Source organism: Empedobacter sp. 225-1 (assembly GCF_030328185.1).
In the GTDB taxonomy this organism is placed as follows: Bacteria; Bacteroidota; Bacteroidia; order Flavobacteriales; family Weeksellaceae; genus Empedobacter; species Empedobacter stercoris.
The window spans coordinates 1-16587 of the sequence record NZ_JACALO010000001.1; the positions used below are offsets into that span (position 1 = coordinate 1).

Annotated in this window: 15 protein-coding genes and 1 tRNA gene; 7 read left to right on the forward strand and 9 right to left on the reverse strand. The window is 31.5% G+C overall.

Annotation, left to right across the window (positions count from 1 at the left end; translation table 11 throughout):
- Positions 1-93 precede the first annotated feature (93 nt).
- The 3 genes from HX088_RS00005 to scpA all read right to left on the reverse strand — a co-directional run bounded on the left by HX088_RS00005 (position 94) and on the right by scpA (position 5613).
- On the reverse strand, positions 94-2835 hold the full coding sequence (locus HX088_RS00005; protein ID WP_286482837.1) for an outer membrane beta-barrel protein: 2742 nt from the start codon (positions 2833-2835) through the stop codon (positions 94-96).
- A 59-nt stretch (positions 2836-2894) separates the two neighbouring features.
- A complete protein-coding gene (locus tag HX088_RS00010) occupies positions 2895-3404 on the reverse strand; it encodes a hypothetical protein (protein WP_286482839.1) in 510 nt (169 codons plus the stop codon).
- A 76-nt stretch (positions 3405-3480) separates the two neighbouring features.
- A complete protein-coding gene (gene scpA / locus HX088_RS00015; protein WP_260541712.1) occupies positions 3481-5613 on the reverse strand; it encodes a methylmalonyl-CoA mutase in 2133 nt (710 codons plus the stop codon).
- Positions 5614-5787: 174 nt separating this feature from the next.
- Between scpA and HX088_RS00020 the strand changes: the two genes are divergently transcribed.
- Complete coding sequence (locus tag HX088_RS00020; protein WP_260541713.1) at positions 5788-6831, forward strand: hypothetical protein; 1044 nt, start codon at positions 5788-5790, stop codon at positions 6829-6831.
- 60 nt (positions 6832-6891) lie between these two features.
- Here the strand turns inward: HX088_RS00020 and HX088_RS00025 are convergent, their stop codons facing one another.
- Positions 6892-7161, reverse strand: a complete 270-nt coding sequence (locus HX088_RS00025; RefSeq protein WP_171623492.1) for a hypothetical protein — start codon at positions 7159-7161, stop codon at positions 6892-6894.
- A 223-nt stretch (positions 7162-7384) separates the two neighbouring features.
- Between HX088_RS00025 and era the strand changes: the two genes are divergently transcribed.
- From era to HX088_RS00040, 3 genes are all read left to right on the forward strand, one after another.
- Positions 7385-8272 carry a GTPase Era gene (gene era, locus HX088_RS00030; protein ID WP_171623491.1) on the forward strand — a complete coding sequence of 296 codons (888 nt, stop codon included), beginning with the start codon at positions 7385-7387 and terminating at the stop codon, positions 8270-8272.
- Positions 8273-8382: 110 nt separating this feature from the next.
- Entirely contained in the window at positions 8383-9171 is a 789-nt protein-coding gene (locus HX088_RS00035; protein ID WP_284583037.1) for a universal stress protein, read from the forward strand.
- 85 nt (positions 9172-9256) lie between these two features.
- Positions 9257-10501, forward strand: coding sequence for a DUF445 domain-containing protein (locus tag HX088_RS00040; protein ID WP_225539590.1), 1245 nt, complete (start codon positions 9257-9259; stop codon positions 10499-10501).
- Between the two features lie 52 nt (positions 10502-10553).
- Here the strand turns inward: HX088_RS00040 and HX088_RS00045 are convergent, their stop codons facing one another.
- The 3 genes from HX088_RS00045 to HX088_RS00055 all read right to left on the reverse strand — a co-directional run bounded on the left by HX088_RS00045 (position 10554) and on the right by HX088_RS00055 (position 12028).
- Positions 10554-11024: an ecotin family protein gene (locus HX088_RS00045; RefSeq protein WP_286482856.1), complete on the reverse strand. Its 471-nt coding sequence runs from the start codon at positions 11022-11024 to the stop codon at positions 10554-10556.
- A gap of 118 nt (positions 11025-11142) precedes the next feature.
- A tRNA-Asn gene (locus HX088_RS00050) sits at positions 11143-11216 on the reverse strand.
- Between the two features lie 137 nt (positions 11217-11353).
- Positions 11354-12028 (reverse strand): TIGR02117 family protein, encoded by a 675-nt coding sequence (locus HX088_RS00055; RefSeq protein ID WP_286482858.1) that lies wholly within the window; start codon positions 12026-12028, stop codon positions 11354-11356.
- Between the two features lie 101 nt (positions 12029-12129).
- On the opposite strand from HX088_RS00055, the gene HX088_RS00060 reads away from it, so the two are divergent.
- Positions 12130-12858, forward strand: a complete 729-nt coding sequence (locus HX088_RS00060) for a GLPGLI family protein (RefSeq protein ID WP_286482861.1) — start codon at positions 12130-12132, stop codon at positions 12856-12858.
- 31 nt (positions 12859-12889) lie between these two features.
- Here HX088_RS00060 and HX088_RS00065 read toward each other — a convergent pair whose 3' ends face one another.
- Together HX088_RS00065 and HX088_RS00070 are read right to left on the reverse strand one after the other, a co-directional pair.
- Positions 12890-14461: an Rne/Rng family ribonuclease gene (locus HX088_RS00065; RefSeq protein ID WP_171623485.1), complete on the reverse strand. Its 1572-nt coding sequence runs from the start codon at positions 14459-14461 to the stop codon at positions 12890-12892.
- Between the two features lie 213 nt (positions 14462-14674).
- Positions 14675-14971 (reverse strand): HU family DNA-binding protein, encoded by a 297-nt coding sequence (locus HX088_RS00070; protein WP_092909071.1) that lies wholly within the window; start codon positions 14969-14971, stop codon positions 14675-14677.
- Positions 14972-15054: 83 nt separating this feature from the next.
- Between HX088_RS00070 and mutY the strand changes: the two genes are divergently transcribed.
- Positions 15055-16095: an A/G-specific adenine glycosylase gene (gene mutY / locus HX088_RS00075; RefSeq protein WP_286482867.1), complete on the forward strand. Its 1041-nt coding sequence runs from the start codon at positions 15055-15057 to the stop codon at positions 16093-16095.
- Between the two features lie 35 nt (positions 16096-16130).
- The gene (locus tag HX088_RS00080; protein WP_286482869.1) at positions 16131-16580 is read left to right on the forward strand and encodes a single-stranded DNA-binding protein; all 450 of its coding nucleotides are present in this window, start codon (positions 16131-16133) and stop codon (positions 16578-16580) included.
- The last annotated feature ends 7 nt before the right edge of the window (positions 16581-16587 follow it).

Below are 16587 nucleotides of genomic sequence, written 5' to 3' on the forward strand. Positions count from 1 at the left end.
ATGCTACACCATATTTTACTTTTCTTGTCATAAAAAATGCCCCCAAAAGTGTCTAACTTTTTGGGGGCAGTGTAATATTGAGCCTTTTTTGTTTTATTGTATTTGCATTCCACTACTTTCTCTATATCGATTTCCATCTCCTGTTTTGCTTACTTTTGCTCCAAATTGATTGAGGTTAAAAGTTAATGAAAACATGACGAATTGCGTCAAAATATTGTTACGTTGATCAACGACAGACTCTGCATTAATTGTTCGCGTATAACTATTATTTTGGTTCAATAAATCATATACTTTTATTCCAGCTTCTAATTTATCATCAAAGAAACGATACATTAAACTTGTATTCCATAAAAAGAAATCGCGCTTGAAACCTGCTGCCATTCTCGAATTATAATTGTAGCTGAAATCATTTGTCCATGTCAAATTTTTAGGAAAAGTAGAAATCGTTTTAATTCCGAAATTGTGCGTTATATTATTCTGATTGTCAATCGAATAATTGACATATTTAGAATTGGTAAAGTTTAAACGGTACGATGGAGAAATTGTTAAATAATCGCCGTAATCCCAATTTAATCTTAGCATAGGTGATAAAGTCGTGTTGTACTGTTCATATTTTACAGCATCCCTAAAACCTTGTGTTAATGCATAACTTGCAGATGTACCAATATTAATTCTAAATTTATTGTTTCCTTTTTGATAGTGTTTATTGAAAAAAACATTACCATTTAGGCGATAATTTCCTTTGACATTTTCGTAAGTTGTTGTTCTTTTATAAATCGAATAATCCATTTCGGTATAATTAACAATATTCGATTCGTTGTAGGTATAGCCTAAATTTGCATTGAATCCTTGACGTGTTTTTCGATCAAAATTGCTAAACATTAAATTGATTCGATGTGCTTTATTAGGGTTTAAATCAGGATTACCTTTAAAAACATCTAACGGATCCGTTTCGTCTATAATTGGTAAAACTTGTGAAGTCGAAGCTAAACTTGTTTGATAATTATACAACAAAGAAAGCGAGTTGTTTCCATTTTGATAACGAATATTACCCGAAATATCTGGTAAAGTTTTGTTTTGTGTCGAACGATAATCAGCTGCTTTAAATATTCCAAAATTTTGTTGATTATAAATCGTTGCACCTAATCTTAAGGTTGCAGAAATCTTCTTTTTGTTCAATAATAATTGAGTGAATGGATTAAGTTCATTCAGTCGAGTGGAATAAAATCGTGTCAAATCAGTGTTCAAGTTATCATATTCTCCAGTAGTTTCATTGTAATTTAACGTTCTATTATTGGTTTCAGAATCGGTTAAATTATATGCAGTACCAACTGCAATTTTTAAAGAATCAGAAATGGGATAGGTATATTTTACGTTAAAATTATACGAATTATCTTTCGAAATATTTTGTTCATTTACATTTCGATAAATATCATCAATCGAATCAGTTGTATATAAAGTTGTCGAATTTATGAATGAATTGCGATCTGTTTTGCCAATCGAAATATCCGAATTAAAGTCTAAATAAGATTTATTCTTGAATTGTTGATTAAGTGATAAAATCGTTTTGAAGATGTTCGAATTTGATTTTGCATCGGATGTTTGGTTCATTTGATTTCTTAAATCTCCTAAATCTGAATAGGTTTTACTATCCGAAATAGAGGATTTTGTTGATGAAGAATTGTTAAAAGACGGGTAAAAATAGATCTTCGTATTGTTTTTTGTCCATTCTAAATTTGTTCCAAAGTTATGACCATAGGTTTCATTTTTTGTTTTAGAATTTGCATCAGATATATACGTGTTTTTTGGAGCAAAGTTTTCGATGTGTTTGAATTGGTCGTTTTTTGTATAGGAATGATTCAGTCTATAATCAGCACCAATCTTCAAATTATCATTTAATTGATCACTATAATTCAGTCCAATTGATGTATTGTTTGTAACACCGTTCGAATTTCTTCTTCCCATTCTGCCTTGTCCTCTCGAACCTTCTCCATTTGTCATTCCCGAAGACGCAATATCAGTTGAAGAACCAATTAGACTAATTTTCTTTTTTCCTTTAAAATAGTTTGCCATTAAATTACCTTCGTAATGATTAGCTGTTCCATAACCAGCTGTGGCCTTCAGCATATAACCTTTTTTCTTGTCTTCTTTCAAGGTAATATTCAACGAAGATTTATCAGATTTAGAGCGTTCGCCAGAAAATTTTTCGTTTTTCGTTTTATAATCCGAAACCTGAATTTTTTTGATGATATTAGCTGGTAAATTTTCTAATGCGACTTTTCCATCTGTTCCAAAAAAAGGTTCTCCATCTATCAAAATTTCATTAACATTCTTGCCATTTACCGTTATTTTTCCATCTTCGTCCATCTCAAAACCAGGCAACTCATTTAATAGGGTTTCTAAGTTTGCATTTGGTTTTACTTTGTATGAATCCGCATTATATTCGATTGTATCTTGTTTTACAACAATGGGTTCTACATTGGTTACAATCACTTCGTCCAAATCATAAATCATCGGATTAATGATAACAGTACCAAGGTCAATGTTGTTTTTTAGAGACTCAAAACTTTGCTTGAAAACACCTTCTAAAGCATCATCAATAATCAAGTAAACGGGTTTTTCTTGTGGAGTAAGTTCAAGTTTAAAAACGCCTGATTCATTTGTTGTTGCAGAAACAATTTTTGTCGAATCGGATTGATTACCTAATATAATCTCAGCATCAGTTAATGGATAATGAAGTCCATCGGTTACTTTTCCTGTAATGGTAATTTTATCTTGTCCAAAAGAGAGTGTTGTGACGAAACTAATAAGAAGTGCAAAAATATATTTTGTCATGAGATGAATTGATTTCTTCATCTGTTAGACATCTAAATTAGGATAAAGTTTAATTTTGATTAAAGTTTTTTCCAACTTTTATCTGAGATTTTCGAAACATCAAAATCAGAAGTAGTGATAAAAAGAGGCGTAATTTCTACAATTCGTTTTATTTGAGTTGTTCTCAAGTTTGATTCTGGGCAAAATGTTTCAAATAATACTATTTTTTCAGAGTCAGAAGAGTTTGATTTGTAAAGCGTTTCTTTAATTTTTTTTTCACCTTTCCAATTTGTACAACTTCCAATGTTATAATATTCAAAGGCTAATAAAGGAAGTAAGCTAAATATAATGCCTAAGATAAATTTCATCACATTCATAAAACTCCAACCATTTTTATTTTTAATAGAAAGTAGAAACAGGATATAAATGCTGACAGCTGTAGCAAAGGTTAAAATCTTTGGGAATAGTTTTGCAAACTCATGATTCGCAAATTCTAAACTAATAAAATCTCCAATTAAAAAGTATCCAATAAACCATAAAATAAAAATTGTACAGATGATTAAGATAATATTTCGAAGAGTTTTATTCATATCGCTTGTTGGTTTGTGTGGTATAAATATAAAAATATTCCTGTCAATAGACAGGAATACTTAAACTAAAATAGATTTATTTATAAGATTTCAATAAATTCTCTAAAATTTCGCACGCACATTCTGCTAAATTGGTTCCTGGACCAAAAATCGCATCTGCGCCATTTTGATAAAGGTAATCATAATCTTGACGTGGGATAACACCACCGACAACAATATATACATCATCTCTACCTAATTCTTTTAATAGTTTTACTACTTCTGGCACTAATGTTTTGTGTCCTGCAGCTAAAGAAGAAATTCCTAAAATGTGAACATCATTTTCAATTGCTTGTTTAGCAACTTCTGCTGGTGTTTGAAATAATGGCGAAATATCGACATCAAATCCCATATCAGCAAATGATGTTGCAACAACTTTAGCACCGCGATCGTGACCATCTTGTCCCATTTTTGCGACCATAATACGAGGGCGACGACCATCCTCTTCTGCAAACTCGTCTGCTAAATTGCGAGCTTCTTCAAATTTATTCATTTTTCCTGCTTCCATAGCATAAACCCCTTGAATTCCTCTTGTAATTGCTTTGTGACGACCAAAAATAGTTTCTAAAGCATCAGAAATTTCACCTAACGTTACACGACGACGAGCCGCTTCGATAGATAATTCTAATAAATTTCCTTCACCTGTTTCAGCAGCTTTTGTTAATTGCGCTAATATCTCTTGAACAGCTTCGTTATTACGCTCTGCTTTTATTTGATTTAATCGATCAATTTGTTTTTGACGAACAGTTGTGTTGTCAACTTCAAGAATTTCAAACTCTTGTTGTTCTAATTTCGAACGATAGGCATTAACACCTATAATTGAAACTTCGCCAGAATCTATTTTGGCTTGTTTTTTTGCAGCAGCTTCTTCAATACGCATTTTCGGGATTCCCGCTTCTATCGCTTGTGTCATTCCACCTAATTCGCGAACTTCTTGAATATATTCCCACGCTTGATTTGCCATTTCATTTGTCAATGACTCAATCATAAAACTACCACCAAAAGGATCTGCAGTTCTGCAAATTTGTGTTTCTTCTTGTAAAATGATTTGCGTATTTCGTGCAATTCGTGCTGAGAAATCGGTAGGTAAAGCGATGGCTTCGTCTAATGCATTTGTGTGTAAAGACTGCGTTCCTCCTAATGCAGCAGCTAAAGCTTCGATTGCTGTACGACCAATATTGTTATATGGTTCTTGCTCTGTTAAACTCCAACCTGAAGTTTGACAATGCGTTCTTAGCATTAATGATTTTTTATTTTGAGGTTCAAATTCCTTCATCAATTTTGCCCAAAGCATACGAGCGGCTCTCATTTTCGCAATTTCTTGAGGGAAATTCATTCCAATTGCCCAGAAAAATGATAAACGAGGAGCAAAATCATCAACTTTTAATCCGGCAGCTAATCCAGTTTTTACGTATTCGTAACCATCTGCTAATGTATATGCCATTTCCAAAACAGGAGTAGCTCCAGCTTCTTGCATATGGTAACCTGAAATAGATATAGAATTGAATCGCGGAATGTTTTGAGAAGTATATTCGAAAATATCAGCAATGATTTTCATCGAAGGTGTTGGTGGATAAATGTATGTATTACGTACCATGAATTCCTTCAAAATATCATTCTGAATTGTACCCGAAAGTTGTTCTTGCGAAACCCCTTGTTCTTCAGCCGCTACAATGTAGAAAGCTAAAATAGGAAGTACAGCTCCGTTCATTGTCATCGAAACTGAAATTTTATCCAATGGAATTTCATCAAATAAAATTTTCATATCCTCTACAGAATCAATTGCTACACCAGCTTTTCCAACATCTCCAACAACACGTTCGTGATCAGAATCATAACCGCGATGAGTAGCCAAATCAAACGCAACTGAAAGACCTTTTTGTCCTGCAGCTAAATTTCTTTTGTAAAATGCATTTGATTCCTCGGCAGTAGAAAAACCTGCATATTGACGAATTGTCCATGGTTGACGAACATACATTGTAGAATAAGGACCACGTAAATAAGGTGCAACACCAGGTAAAAAATCCAATTGTTTTAAATCTTTTACATCATTATAATCGTAATCACTTTTTACCTGTAAGCTATCTAACTCAAATAACTCTATATGTGATGGATTAGAATTTAGATTTCGTTTAAATCTTAAATTCGAAAAATCTGTTTTGTGATTCATCTTGCTAAGATAAATAATAATCTATTAGATTTTATAAAATTACCATTTTTTGAGAGCTCTTTTTTCAACTTTTTTTCAACAACAGCAATAAATATAGAAATTGAAATGCCTTTGGTCAAATTATTGATTGAATTTGATTATCAATATATTAAAACCGCACAAAAAATAGCTATTATGAAATTAGAGTTTAGTAAAAAGAAGATTTCTGAAATTCTAAATGAATTTCAAGATAAGAATACCTTTCAATGGCAGGATGATATTTTTGAATTGATGGAAAAAATCGATGGAAAAAATGAGATGTTTAATTTTCATTATATGAAAGAAGATAATATTTATACGTCAACGTTTAATCGACAGTTTGTAAATGAAACTTTTCAATCATTGAATCATTTTTTAGGATTAAAGAGCGGTGATTCGTCTTTGTTAATTTCATCTGTGTTAGAAAATGAAGGAGAAATATCCCTGGTACAAGCGATAGAAGGAGGATTAGATTTGTATTGTCACGAAGATTCGGATCAAGTGAAAATTCCGTTAACTAACGAGGGTCAAAGCGAAATTGGTTATGCTTTGAATTATGCTTATTTGACAAAAAATCAATTAGAAAATTCATTTGACGATTTAGCTCGAATAGAAAAAATTGCGATCGAAAGTGATCATTTATCACATGAGTTGATTCAGAAATTAAAAGATCATAAAAAAACAAGTTTTTACCAAGTGTTTACCGCAAATGGTTTTCCGATTGCAGTAAAAAATATAGATGATATAGAGTATACTGTTTTAGATAAAATAGAACTTTCTGAAGATGAAAAAGGCCATTTGGTTTTAAGTTCGCCTTATGAAGATGAGTCTTTAAATCTGTATAGACAAGCTGTTATTTCTGATGATCAGAAGAAGTTTAGATGGATTTCAGGAAACGAATGCAAGCTAAATGGAAAAGATGTTGTCAATTTAGAAGTTATAGAAGAGAAACTAAAACCATATATTGATTATAATTTTAGTGTAGTGACTTTTCCGAAGCAAGGAAGTACAGAGGATGTTATTTCTTTGGTGATAGAAAGTCGATTTACAGAACATGTTGATATTCAGAAAAGCGAATTGGAACGCAATGAAGTTCCACAACAAACTTTTTTTATTGGAGAATTTCCAAAAAGTAAGGACAAAGCCGCTATTCGAAAAGAGTTAATTAAATTGTTAAATCAATCAGATGATAATCAATAACAACTAAAATGGGGACACTACATGTAGTGTCCCCATTTTAGTTTAAGTCATAAACAATTATTAGTATTGAATATCAATTAAAGATTTCAAAGGTATCAAAACACCATTTTTAATTTGCAAAAATTTATCCATAACAGACCATACAGTTGTTTCGATTTTCTTTGGACCTTGATCCGTTTGAAAAGTGATATATGCTTTCGATTTGAATTCATTCCCTAATCTAACAGCACCATTCAACTTATTTACTTCTACTGTTACTTCGTCTTTTGGTGCATCTAAAAACTTATAGTTTCTTACTTCTTCTTTTTCAATAAGCTCTGCTTTCATCATTTTTTTAAATTTTGGTTAATTTAATTTTTCCATAACACTTGTATGAAATTAATCATATTTTTCAAAAAACCATAACTTTTGTCATCTTTTTTTGATGTTAATTAGAATTATTCAAAATACAGACCAAAATCAATTTTATGAAACTAAAATTTCATTAGAAGATTAATCTTTTCTTCAACATATTAATCTGAAATAATATTATAGAAATCACTAAATTTGCAGAATGTCAGACGAAAAGAAATTTAAATCCGGTTTTGTAAACATCATAGGTAATCCAAATGTTGGGAAATCTACTTTGATGAATATGTTGATGAAAGAACGTCTTGTAATTGCGACACACAAAGCGCAAACGACACGTCATCGTATCAAAGGTATTTTGACAGGAGAAGATTATCAAATTGTATTTTCTGATACACCAGGCGTATTAGATCCTGCATATGAGTTACAAACCAAAATGATGGACGCCGTAAAAGAGTCGTTGGTAGATGCTGATGTGATTCTTTATGTTGTGGAAATCGGAGAAAAACGTTTGAAAAACGAAGAAGTTTTTGAACGTCTGCAAAAAACATCGACACCCATTATTTTATTGTTGAATAAGATTGATACTGCTACACCAGATCGTTTGAATGAAGCGGTAGAATATTGGCACGAATTATTACCTAAGGCCGAGATTTTGCCCATTTCGGCAAAGGAAAATGTAAATGTCGATTTGTTGATTAATAAAATTAAAGCAATCATTCCAGAAGGTCCGCAATATTATCCAGAAGAACAATTAACAGATCGTTCAGAGCGTTTTATTGTGAACGAAGTGATACGCGAAAAAATTTTATTAAACTATCAAAAAGAAATTCCTTATTCTGTAGAAGTCGTAACAGAGCGATTCAAAGAAGATTTGAATTTAATTTCGATTGAAGCTGAAATTTATGTTGAACGAGATTCTCAAAAAGGAATTATTATTGGACATAAAGGCGAATCGTTATCAAAAGTAGGAAAAGAAGCTCGAGAAGAGTTAGAAAAATTCTTTGATAAGAAAGTATTCCTTAAACTTTTTGTAAAAGTGCGAAAAGATTGGAGAAGCAAAGAAAATGATTTGCGCCGCTTTGGTTATTAAAAACGAATAAAAAATAATAGAGTCTTGAGAAATCAAGGCTTTTTTTATGGATAGACATAATATTAATTGTAAATTTATAAAAAGAATAGAACACATTAATGAATTAAATTATGGCTAAAATATTATTTCCAACGGATTTTTCTGAAACAGCAAACAATGCTTTTTTATATGCTTTAAATCTCGCAAAAGTTTTAAATACAGATATCAAGTTAGTTTCGGTACAACCTAATCTTAGAAATTATCTTGATGTAACAGAAGAAAACTTTGAAAACTATATCAATAAATTAAAAAACATAGCAAAAGAAAATCACTTAGAACATGTCAAAATAGAAAGTTCGTTGATTGTGGGTGACTTATTGTTAATGATTTTAGACATTATCAATAAAGATAATATTCGATATGTTGTAATGGGAACAAATGGACAAAATAGTTTAGGTAAAAAGTTTTTTGGTTCGAATACAGTAAATGTAATCAACAATTCACCCGTTCCTGTGTTGGTTGTTCCAAATCATGTAAAATTCAAGGAAGAAAGAAATTTTGCTTTTGCAACCTTGTTTCACCAAAACGAATCGAAGGCTTTGGCTGAGATGGAAGAAGTGACAAGTCGTTACGGAAAATTGTTGAATATTGTTCATGTCGATGACAAGTCAATTACACCAGAAATGTTAAACGTTAAAAAAGAATGGCAATCCGAATATCCTGAAGCTATTGTTACGATAGAAACCAACAAAGATGTAGAAGGAGGATTAATTAATTTTTGTACCCAAAACAATATTGATGTTTTAGGAGTTGTACACAGAGAATTAACATCTTTCGAACGCTTGTTTACCATCAATCACAGCCAACGATTATTATCAAGTGCAAATGTAGCATTATTGGTTTTTCAAGAAAGTAAATAAATTATATACATAAATTTGTAAGCGGAGAATTCTCCGCTTTTTTTGATTGGCTAAATTTTTGCTCCAATTCTTTCAAAATACGTTTATGACTGAACTTCAGAAAATAAAAAACCTCAAAAAACATAAAGCAATTGCAACAGGATTATTTATCTTGATGGCTTTTGTTTACTTTTTGATGGTTTATTTGAATCAATATTCTCCTGCAAACTGGATTGGCTATGTAGAGTCATTTGCCGAAGCGGCTATGGTTGGAGCACTTGCAGATTGGTTTGCGGTTACTGCTTTGTTTCGTTATCCATTAGGGCTAAAAATTCCACACACAAATTTGATCGAAAATAGTAAAAATGCAATAGGTGATAATTTGGGGCAATTTGTAACAGATAATTTTTTAACTCCTTCTACTATTCGTCCGTATATCGTTAAGTTAGAAGTGGTGAAATATGCAGCTGATTGGTTGAATAAACCGACTAATCAAGAAATGTTACAAGTAGAATTGATTAATTTTTTGAAGAAGATTGTCAAAGATTTAGATGATAAAGATGTGGTTGATTTTATCACGTTAAAAGGGGATGAGATTTTAAAACAGTTTGATCTTCCAGAATTGGTTTCAACAAGTTTAGAATATATCCTCGAAAAAGAAAAGCACAATGAAATTTTAGAAGCAATTATTCCGAAAGCCAAAGAATATATCATCGAAAGTGATTTGATTATTAAAGATAAATTAAACGAAAAACATCCTGTCATTTCATTCTTTGCAGGAAAAAAAATTTCAAAAGGAGTAGTGGAAGGAGTGGTGAGTTTTTTGGATGAGGTAGAGAATGACAAAGAACACCCAGTTCGTCATAATATCGAACGAATTATTCGAGAAAATATTTTGAATGTAAAAGAATCGCCCGATTGGAAATTGAAATTAGAATCGCTTCGAGATGAGTTTATCACCAAAGAAAGATTAAATGGATATGCCTCAGATTTGTGGTTGACTCTTAAAGTAAGTCTGACAGAAAGCTTTGATGATCCAAATTCTGCGATACAAGTTTATATCAATAAAAACATTAAAAAATTAACCGAGAATTTGAATGATAACCAAGAAATGATTGATAAAATTAATAGTTGGGTACGTCATTTTATTTACCGCATGATTTTGAGAAATGTGAAAGAAGTAGAAAGTTTGATTAGTAATACAGTCGATAAATGGGAAGGAAAAGAACTGAGCGAAAAGTTAGAATTGGAAGTTGGTAAAGACTTACAATTTATTCGGATAAATGGTACGCTTGTCGGAGGGCTTGTTGGTTTGATTATTTATACTATTACACAATTGGTTTTCCATTAAAATACAAAAGCTCGAGAATTTCTCGAGCTTTTTCAATTTAAAATCTGTAATATTATTTTACCAAGTTAAGTTTTTCATCAGCTTTCCAAATTCTATATTCTAACGTATAACCTTTCGGTACATAAACTACAATTGGCAATTTGCTGTTGTAACGTGTTTGTAAAGACTGAGCGTAGATTGTTTTCTCTACAGATTGATTATCTGGACACATCATCATAGTTCCTCCGACATTCCCATTCGATTCGAAATTAATGTAATTATATCCCCATCCTTCTACTGTTTTCTGATCAAAATTTCCACTTAAGAAAAAACGATTGCACGAATCAACCATTACTTTTTTACTAGCAAAAATTTCAACCGAATAATTTTCTTCGTTCGTTTGAGGTTGAAGAACGATAATTTTTTGTTCGTAACCTTTTTTTGCTTCTGGGTACATCGAATAATCCATTTTATTATTTTTTTGTGCAAATGAGACCATAACAATTAATATTGCTAAAATGCTAAATACTTTTCTAAATTTCATCCTAAATTTATTTTTTGTTTTCTACTTGTAAGATGATCTAAGAGGAGAAAAGGTTGTGTGATGTAGTGTTAAATATTTGTAAAATAAAAAAAGACAATCGTAATGATTGTCTTTTTTGCTCCTCCTCTTGGGCTCGAACCAAGGACCCTCTGATTAACAGTCAGATGCTCTAACCAACTGAGCTAAGGAGGAGTATCGTTATCGATATTGTGATGCAAATATAGAGCAAATTTTATTACTTCCAAATCTTAAAACTATTTTTTTTTGCGCTGAAAGTCGCTAAAACAAACAACTCTTTGAAAATGAATTAGAAATAATTTTATTCAACGTTATTTGTAATGATAAAATATCCCTTGTTGGGTTGCTGTCCACAAAGGAGCTTTTTTATTTGCCGCTTTTAAGGCACTTGACGCCCAAGTATTGCACGTAAAAAATAAGCTATAACTTCCTTTCGCTTCATAAAATGCATCACGCTCTCCATAAACTGCATCTGTTTCAACCAATTCTACTTTAGAATTTTGATCTAAATCAAATGAATTTTTAATATATACGATCAGATTTTGATACTCTTCTAAACTCAAAGAGATTCTTTTGCAATCTTCGCCAACTGTCATATTATCATAAAAAGTAGTGTGCATCGCTGAATCTCCTAACCAAAAAGCAGCATTAAAAGCTGTTGTAAGTTTAAGATCATTCCATTCTGGCGTATCCAAATAAAAACCTTTATCTCCCCAACCAAAAGCAATGTATTTATATTCTTTCTTCGATTTTGTATCGGAAAATGGTACGAAAAATGACCAATCAATTGCTTCAGATTTCACAGGAACCACAATATCTGTATGTACACCATTTGTTAAAATATAAGCCGTTATTTGATCTGTTGATTTCTGTTTTTCTTTGTGCACAGGAATTAACGGCAACAAAACCACTGCAAGCAAGTATACCATAACAAGTAATACTAAAGTAGCTAAGGATTTTAGTAGTATTCGTAAGATTTTTATCATCGTAATGGATTAATTAGCTAAAATAAAGAAAATCGCGAAAAGCTTTTGTTAATTAGTTCTCTATTTTTTTAGTATATTTAATTCACTTTTAATTAATACAAATGAAATACTTACTATTGCTCTTTATTCCTTTCATGACTTTTGCTCAAGAAAAATTCAAGGTCGAATATGAAATTAGAAATTTTGTAACCATTTCAAATACATCACCCGAAAAGGCAAAACAATTAGAAGAAGCTTATTCAAAACCTAAATTCTATGAATTATTTGTTGATAAAGATAAATGTTTATCCAAAGAACTTCAACGAATTGATAATTCTCAGGGAAGTAGAATGACTATATTTACCGTTGAAGGAGATGTAGTTGACAAACAAACATATTTAGATTTTAATTCTAACGAAAAAATCATTGAAAAAAGCGTTGATGGAAAAGCTTATTTGGTTAGTGATATAATCGAAAATAATGATTGGAAACTTACAAAAGAGACTAAAATTATTAATGGTTATAAAGTAAGAAAAGCTATCTTAAACAACGATATTCATCTTGTAGAAGCCTGGTTTTCAAAGGATATTAAAAGTAAATGTGGACCTAATAAATATAATAATTTACCAGGTTTAATTTTAGAAGTAAAATCTACAGTTATAGAAAAACCAACAACTTTTACAACGATAAGACTAGAATCTATCAAACTTGACAATAAAATATTAATTCAGAAACCGAGTAAAGGGGGTCAAATGAATGATGTGGAATTCAAAGTTTTTATCGGTGATTATTACAGAAAAATTGATGAAAAGTTTAAAGAATCTCAAAAACAAGGTGTTGACAAAACTTAAAAAAACCTGCTCTATTGAGCAGGTTTTTTTATTAATTTGATTCGTTGTAAAGTGTATTATGATCTTTATCCAAGAAGTTAAATTGTAAGTATTTGTACGCATCTCTTGGCACAATCTTAATCCACTTTTTATGCTTAAAAAACCATTTCATCTGAATGCTTGGTAATCCATGTTGTAAATAAGCCGCTACGAAAGGATGCACATGCAATGACATTTTTCGTAAATCCTTATCTTTTCTGTCAAGGATATTCAAGAGCACTTGTTCAATTTTATCAATTGTAACGATAGGTGCTTCTACTTCATTCGATTCTTGGTTGGGATTTTCTTCAGTCGTTATAAAATTCACCTCTGGGCGAACTCGTTGTCTTGTGATCTGAATCAATCCAAATTTACTTGGTGGCAAAATCTTATGTTTTGCTTTTTCTTTCGACATTTCAGCTCTCAGATGCTCAAACAATTCTTTTTTATGTTCTGCATCAGTCATGTCTATAAAATCGACCACAACAATTCCTCCCATATCGCGTAAGCGTAACTGACGTGCAATTTCAGAAGCAGCAATTTTGTTTACGGCAAAAGCTGAATCTTCTTGATTTTTAGAGTTACGAGAAATATTTCCCGAGTTTACATCAATTACGTGTAACGCTTCTGTGTGTTCAATCACGAGGTAAGCACCTTTAGATTGAGGAATAGTTACCGTTTTACCAAAAGCTTGTTTGATTTGTCTTTCGACATTAAACTTTTCGAAAATTGGAACAAAAGGATCTTCATATTCTTTCACCAAATTTACTTTATCTGGTGCTATGACTTCCAAATACTCGCGCATTTCGTCAGCTAATTCAGCATCATCAACAGAAATTTTAACAAAATCATCGTTAAAATTATCTCTCAAGATAGAGGAAGCTCTGTCCATTTCACTAAGAATTTTAGAAGGAGCTTTCTTTTTCTGAAGATTTTTGAAAACTTGTGTCCATTTGTTCAACAAATAAGCCAAGTCTGCTTGTAATTCTTCAGCATTTTTATCTTCAGCAACAGTTCTGATGATCACTCCGAAGCCTTCGGGTGTTAAACCTTCTAAAATTTTGATTAAACGATCGCGCTCTGGTTTTTGTTTGATTTTTTGTGAAATCGAAACACGTTCCGAGAAAGGAACTAAAACTAAATAACGACCAGCAATTGAAATTTCAGAAGTAATTCTTGGTCCTTTCGTATGGATTGGTTCTTTTGTAATTTGAACTAAAACGGAATCACCTGGTGCAAAGATTTCTGTAATCAGACCATCTTTGTCAATTGGTTTTTCCATACGGAAGTTTTTCAATTTTTCGGTTTTGTACGTTCCATTTGCTACAATTTTGTTGTAAGCATTTGACGAACGTATTTGTGGACCTAAGTCATGATAATGTAAAAATGCATCTTTCGAATAACCAATGTCAACAAAGGTTGCATTTAAACTGGGAGCTAATTTTTTGATTTTACCCAAGTAAATGTCGCCAACTGCAAAGCCATCATTTGCAGTGTCTTGATGAAATTCCATCAAGCGACCTTCATCTAAAACTGCGATGCGTACTTGATCAGCTAAGGCTGAAATCACTAATTCTTTACTCATCAAAAAATTATGTTTTTAAAAATGATAAAAGCACTTTCCAAAATTTCCATTGAAAAGTGCTATCTTGTAAAAAGACTAAAATTATTAATAGCGAGCTACTAATTATTTTTTCTTTTTGTGTCTGTTAAGACGACGACGTTTTTTGCGTTTGTGCGTCGCTACCTTATGTCTTTTACGTTTTTTTCCGCTTGGCATGATACAATTATTTTATTGTTATTTGATTACGTTTGCTTCACTAGTCTTTACATCTTCGATGAAAGTCTTAGCTGGTTTGAATGTAGGAACGTTGTGAGCTGGAATAATAATAGACGTACCTTTTGTGATATTTCTACCTGTTTTTTCTGCTCTAGTTTTAATAGTAAAAGATCCAAATCCTCTTAAGTATACATTTTCTCCTTCTACTAATGATTTAATCACCTCCTCCATAAACGATTCTACCACTCTTTGAGTATCGCTCTTTTCAAGTCCTAATTTACTTGAAATGTTATTTACTATTTCTGCCTTTGTCATAATTCCTCTTATTATTCTTAAATTTGAAAGCGGGTGCAAATATAACGAATGTATCTCAACAAAAAAACATTTTAATAGTTTTTATGAACTTCAACTATCTGATTTTGTCATATTTTGACAAAAATAAACGAGATTTACCATGGCGTCATACAAAAGACCCTTTTCGCATTTGGTTATCGGAAATAATTCTCCAACAAACAAGGGTTGACCAAGGTATGAAATTTTACAATAATTTCATACAAGAATTTGATACAATTTTTGATTTGGCAAATGCAGAGGAGCAAAAAGTCCTAAAACTCTGGCAAGGATTAGGTTACTATTCGCGTGCAAGAAATTTACATTACACTTCGAAAGTGATTTCTGATGAATTAAATGGACATTTTCCTACAAATTTCAACGATTTAAAGAAACTAAAAGGAATTGGAGATTATACAGCAGCTGCTATTTCATCAATTGTTTACAATGAAGCTGTCCCTGCAGTAGATGGTAATATGTTTCGTGTTTTTGCTCGATATTTTAATATTGAGGATGATATAAGCTCACCTAAAACCAAGAAAATATTTTGGGATTTAGGTTTAGAAATCATTGATAAAAAACGTCCAGGAGATTTTAATCAAGCCGTAATGGATCTTGGCGCAACGATTTGTACGCCTAAACAACCAAAGTGTGAAATTTGCCCTTTAAACGAATCGTGCGAAGCTCTTCGGTTGAATAAAGTGACCGAACTTCCTGTAAAGTTAAAAAAGACAAAAGTGTCGAATCGCTTTTTACATTTTATCATTATCGAAAATGAATCAACAATTGCTTTTTCAAAACGAACGGGTAATGATGTTTGGAAAAATTTATTCACTTTTCCTAAAATTGAAACTGAAACTGATTTATTGGATAAAGGTTGGATTTTAGATCAAAATCTTGAAAATAAACTAACTTTCATAGACGAAGAAAAACATGTTTTATCCCATCAAAATTTATTTATAAAATATTGGAAATTAAATGTATCTTTAAATGAAATAACAAAAATGAAAGCAGAAAATAATTTTGAAATGATTTCTCTAAATAATCTCGAAGATTATCCGCTTCCAAAACCAATAGAAAAATTTATAAATAAACATTATTTGGATTAACTTTGTATGTTACAAGCCACTAAAAACCTATAGCTATGAATGGAACAACGAATAAAGTACTTTTGATTGGGAACTTAGGTGATGATGTAAAATTGCATCATTTTGATGAACAAAATTGCATTGGACGATTTCCTATTGCCACAACAGAATCGTACATTTCGAGGACAGGAGAACGTATTACTGAAACAGAATGGCACAATATTGTGACACGAAATAAGTTGGCAGAATTATGTGATCGTTATCTAAAAAAAGGAGATAAAGTTTTTGTTGAAGGACGTATCAAAACTCGTAAATGGGACGATAATGGACAAATGCGTTATACAACAGAAATTGTTGCCAACTCTATCGAATTTTTAACACCAAAAATTGATCATGAGCAACGACAAACAATGCAAAACGAACAAAACAAAGTTCAGAAAACACAAGAAAATACAACAATTGAACCTCCTTTTATCGATGAAGGAGAGGACGATTTGCCTTTTTAGAAATTAA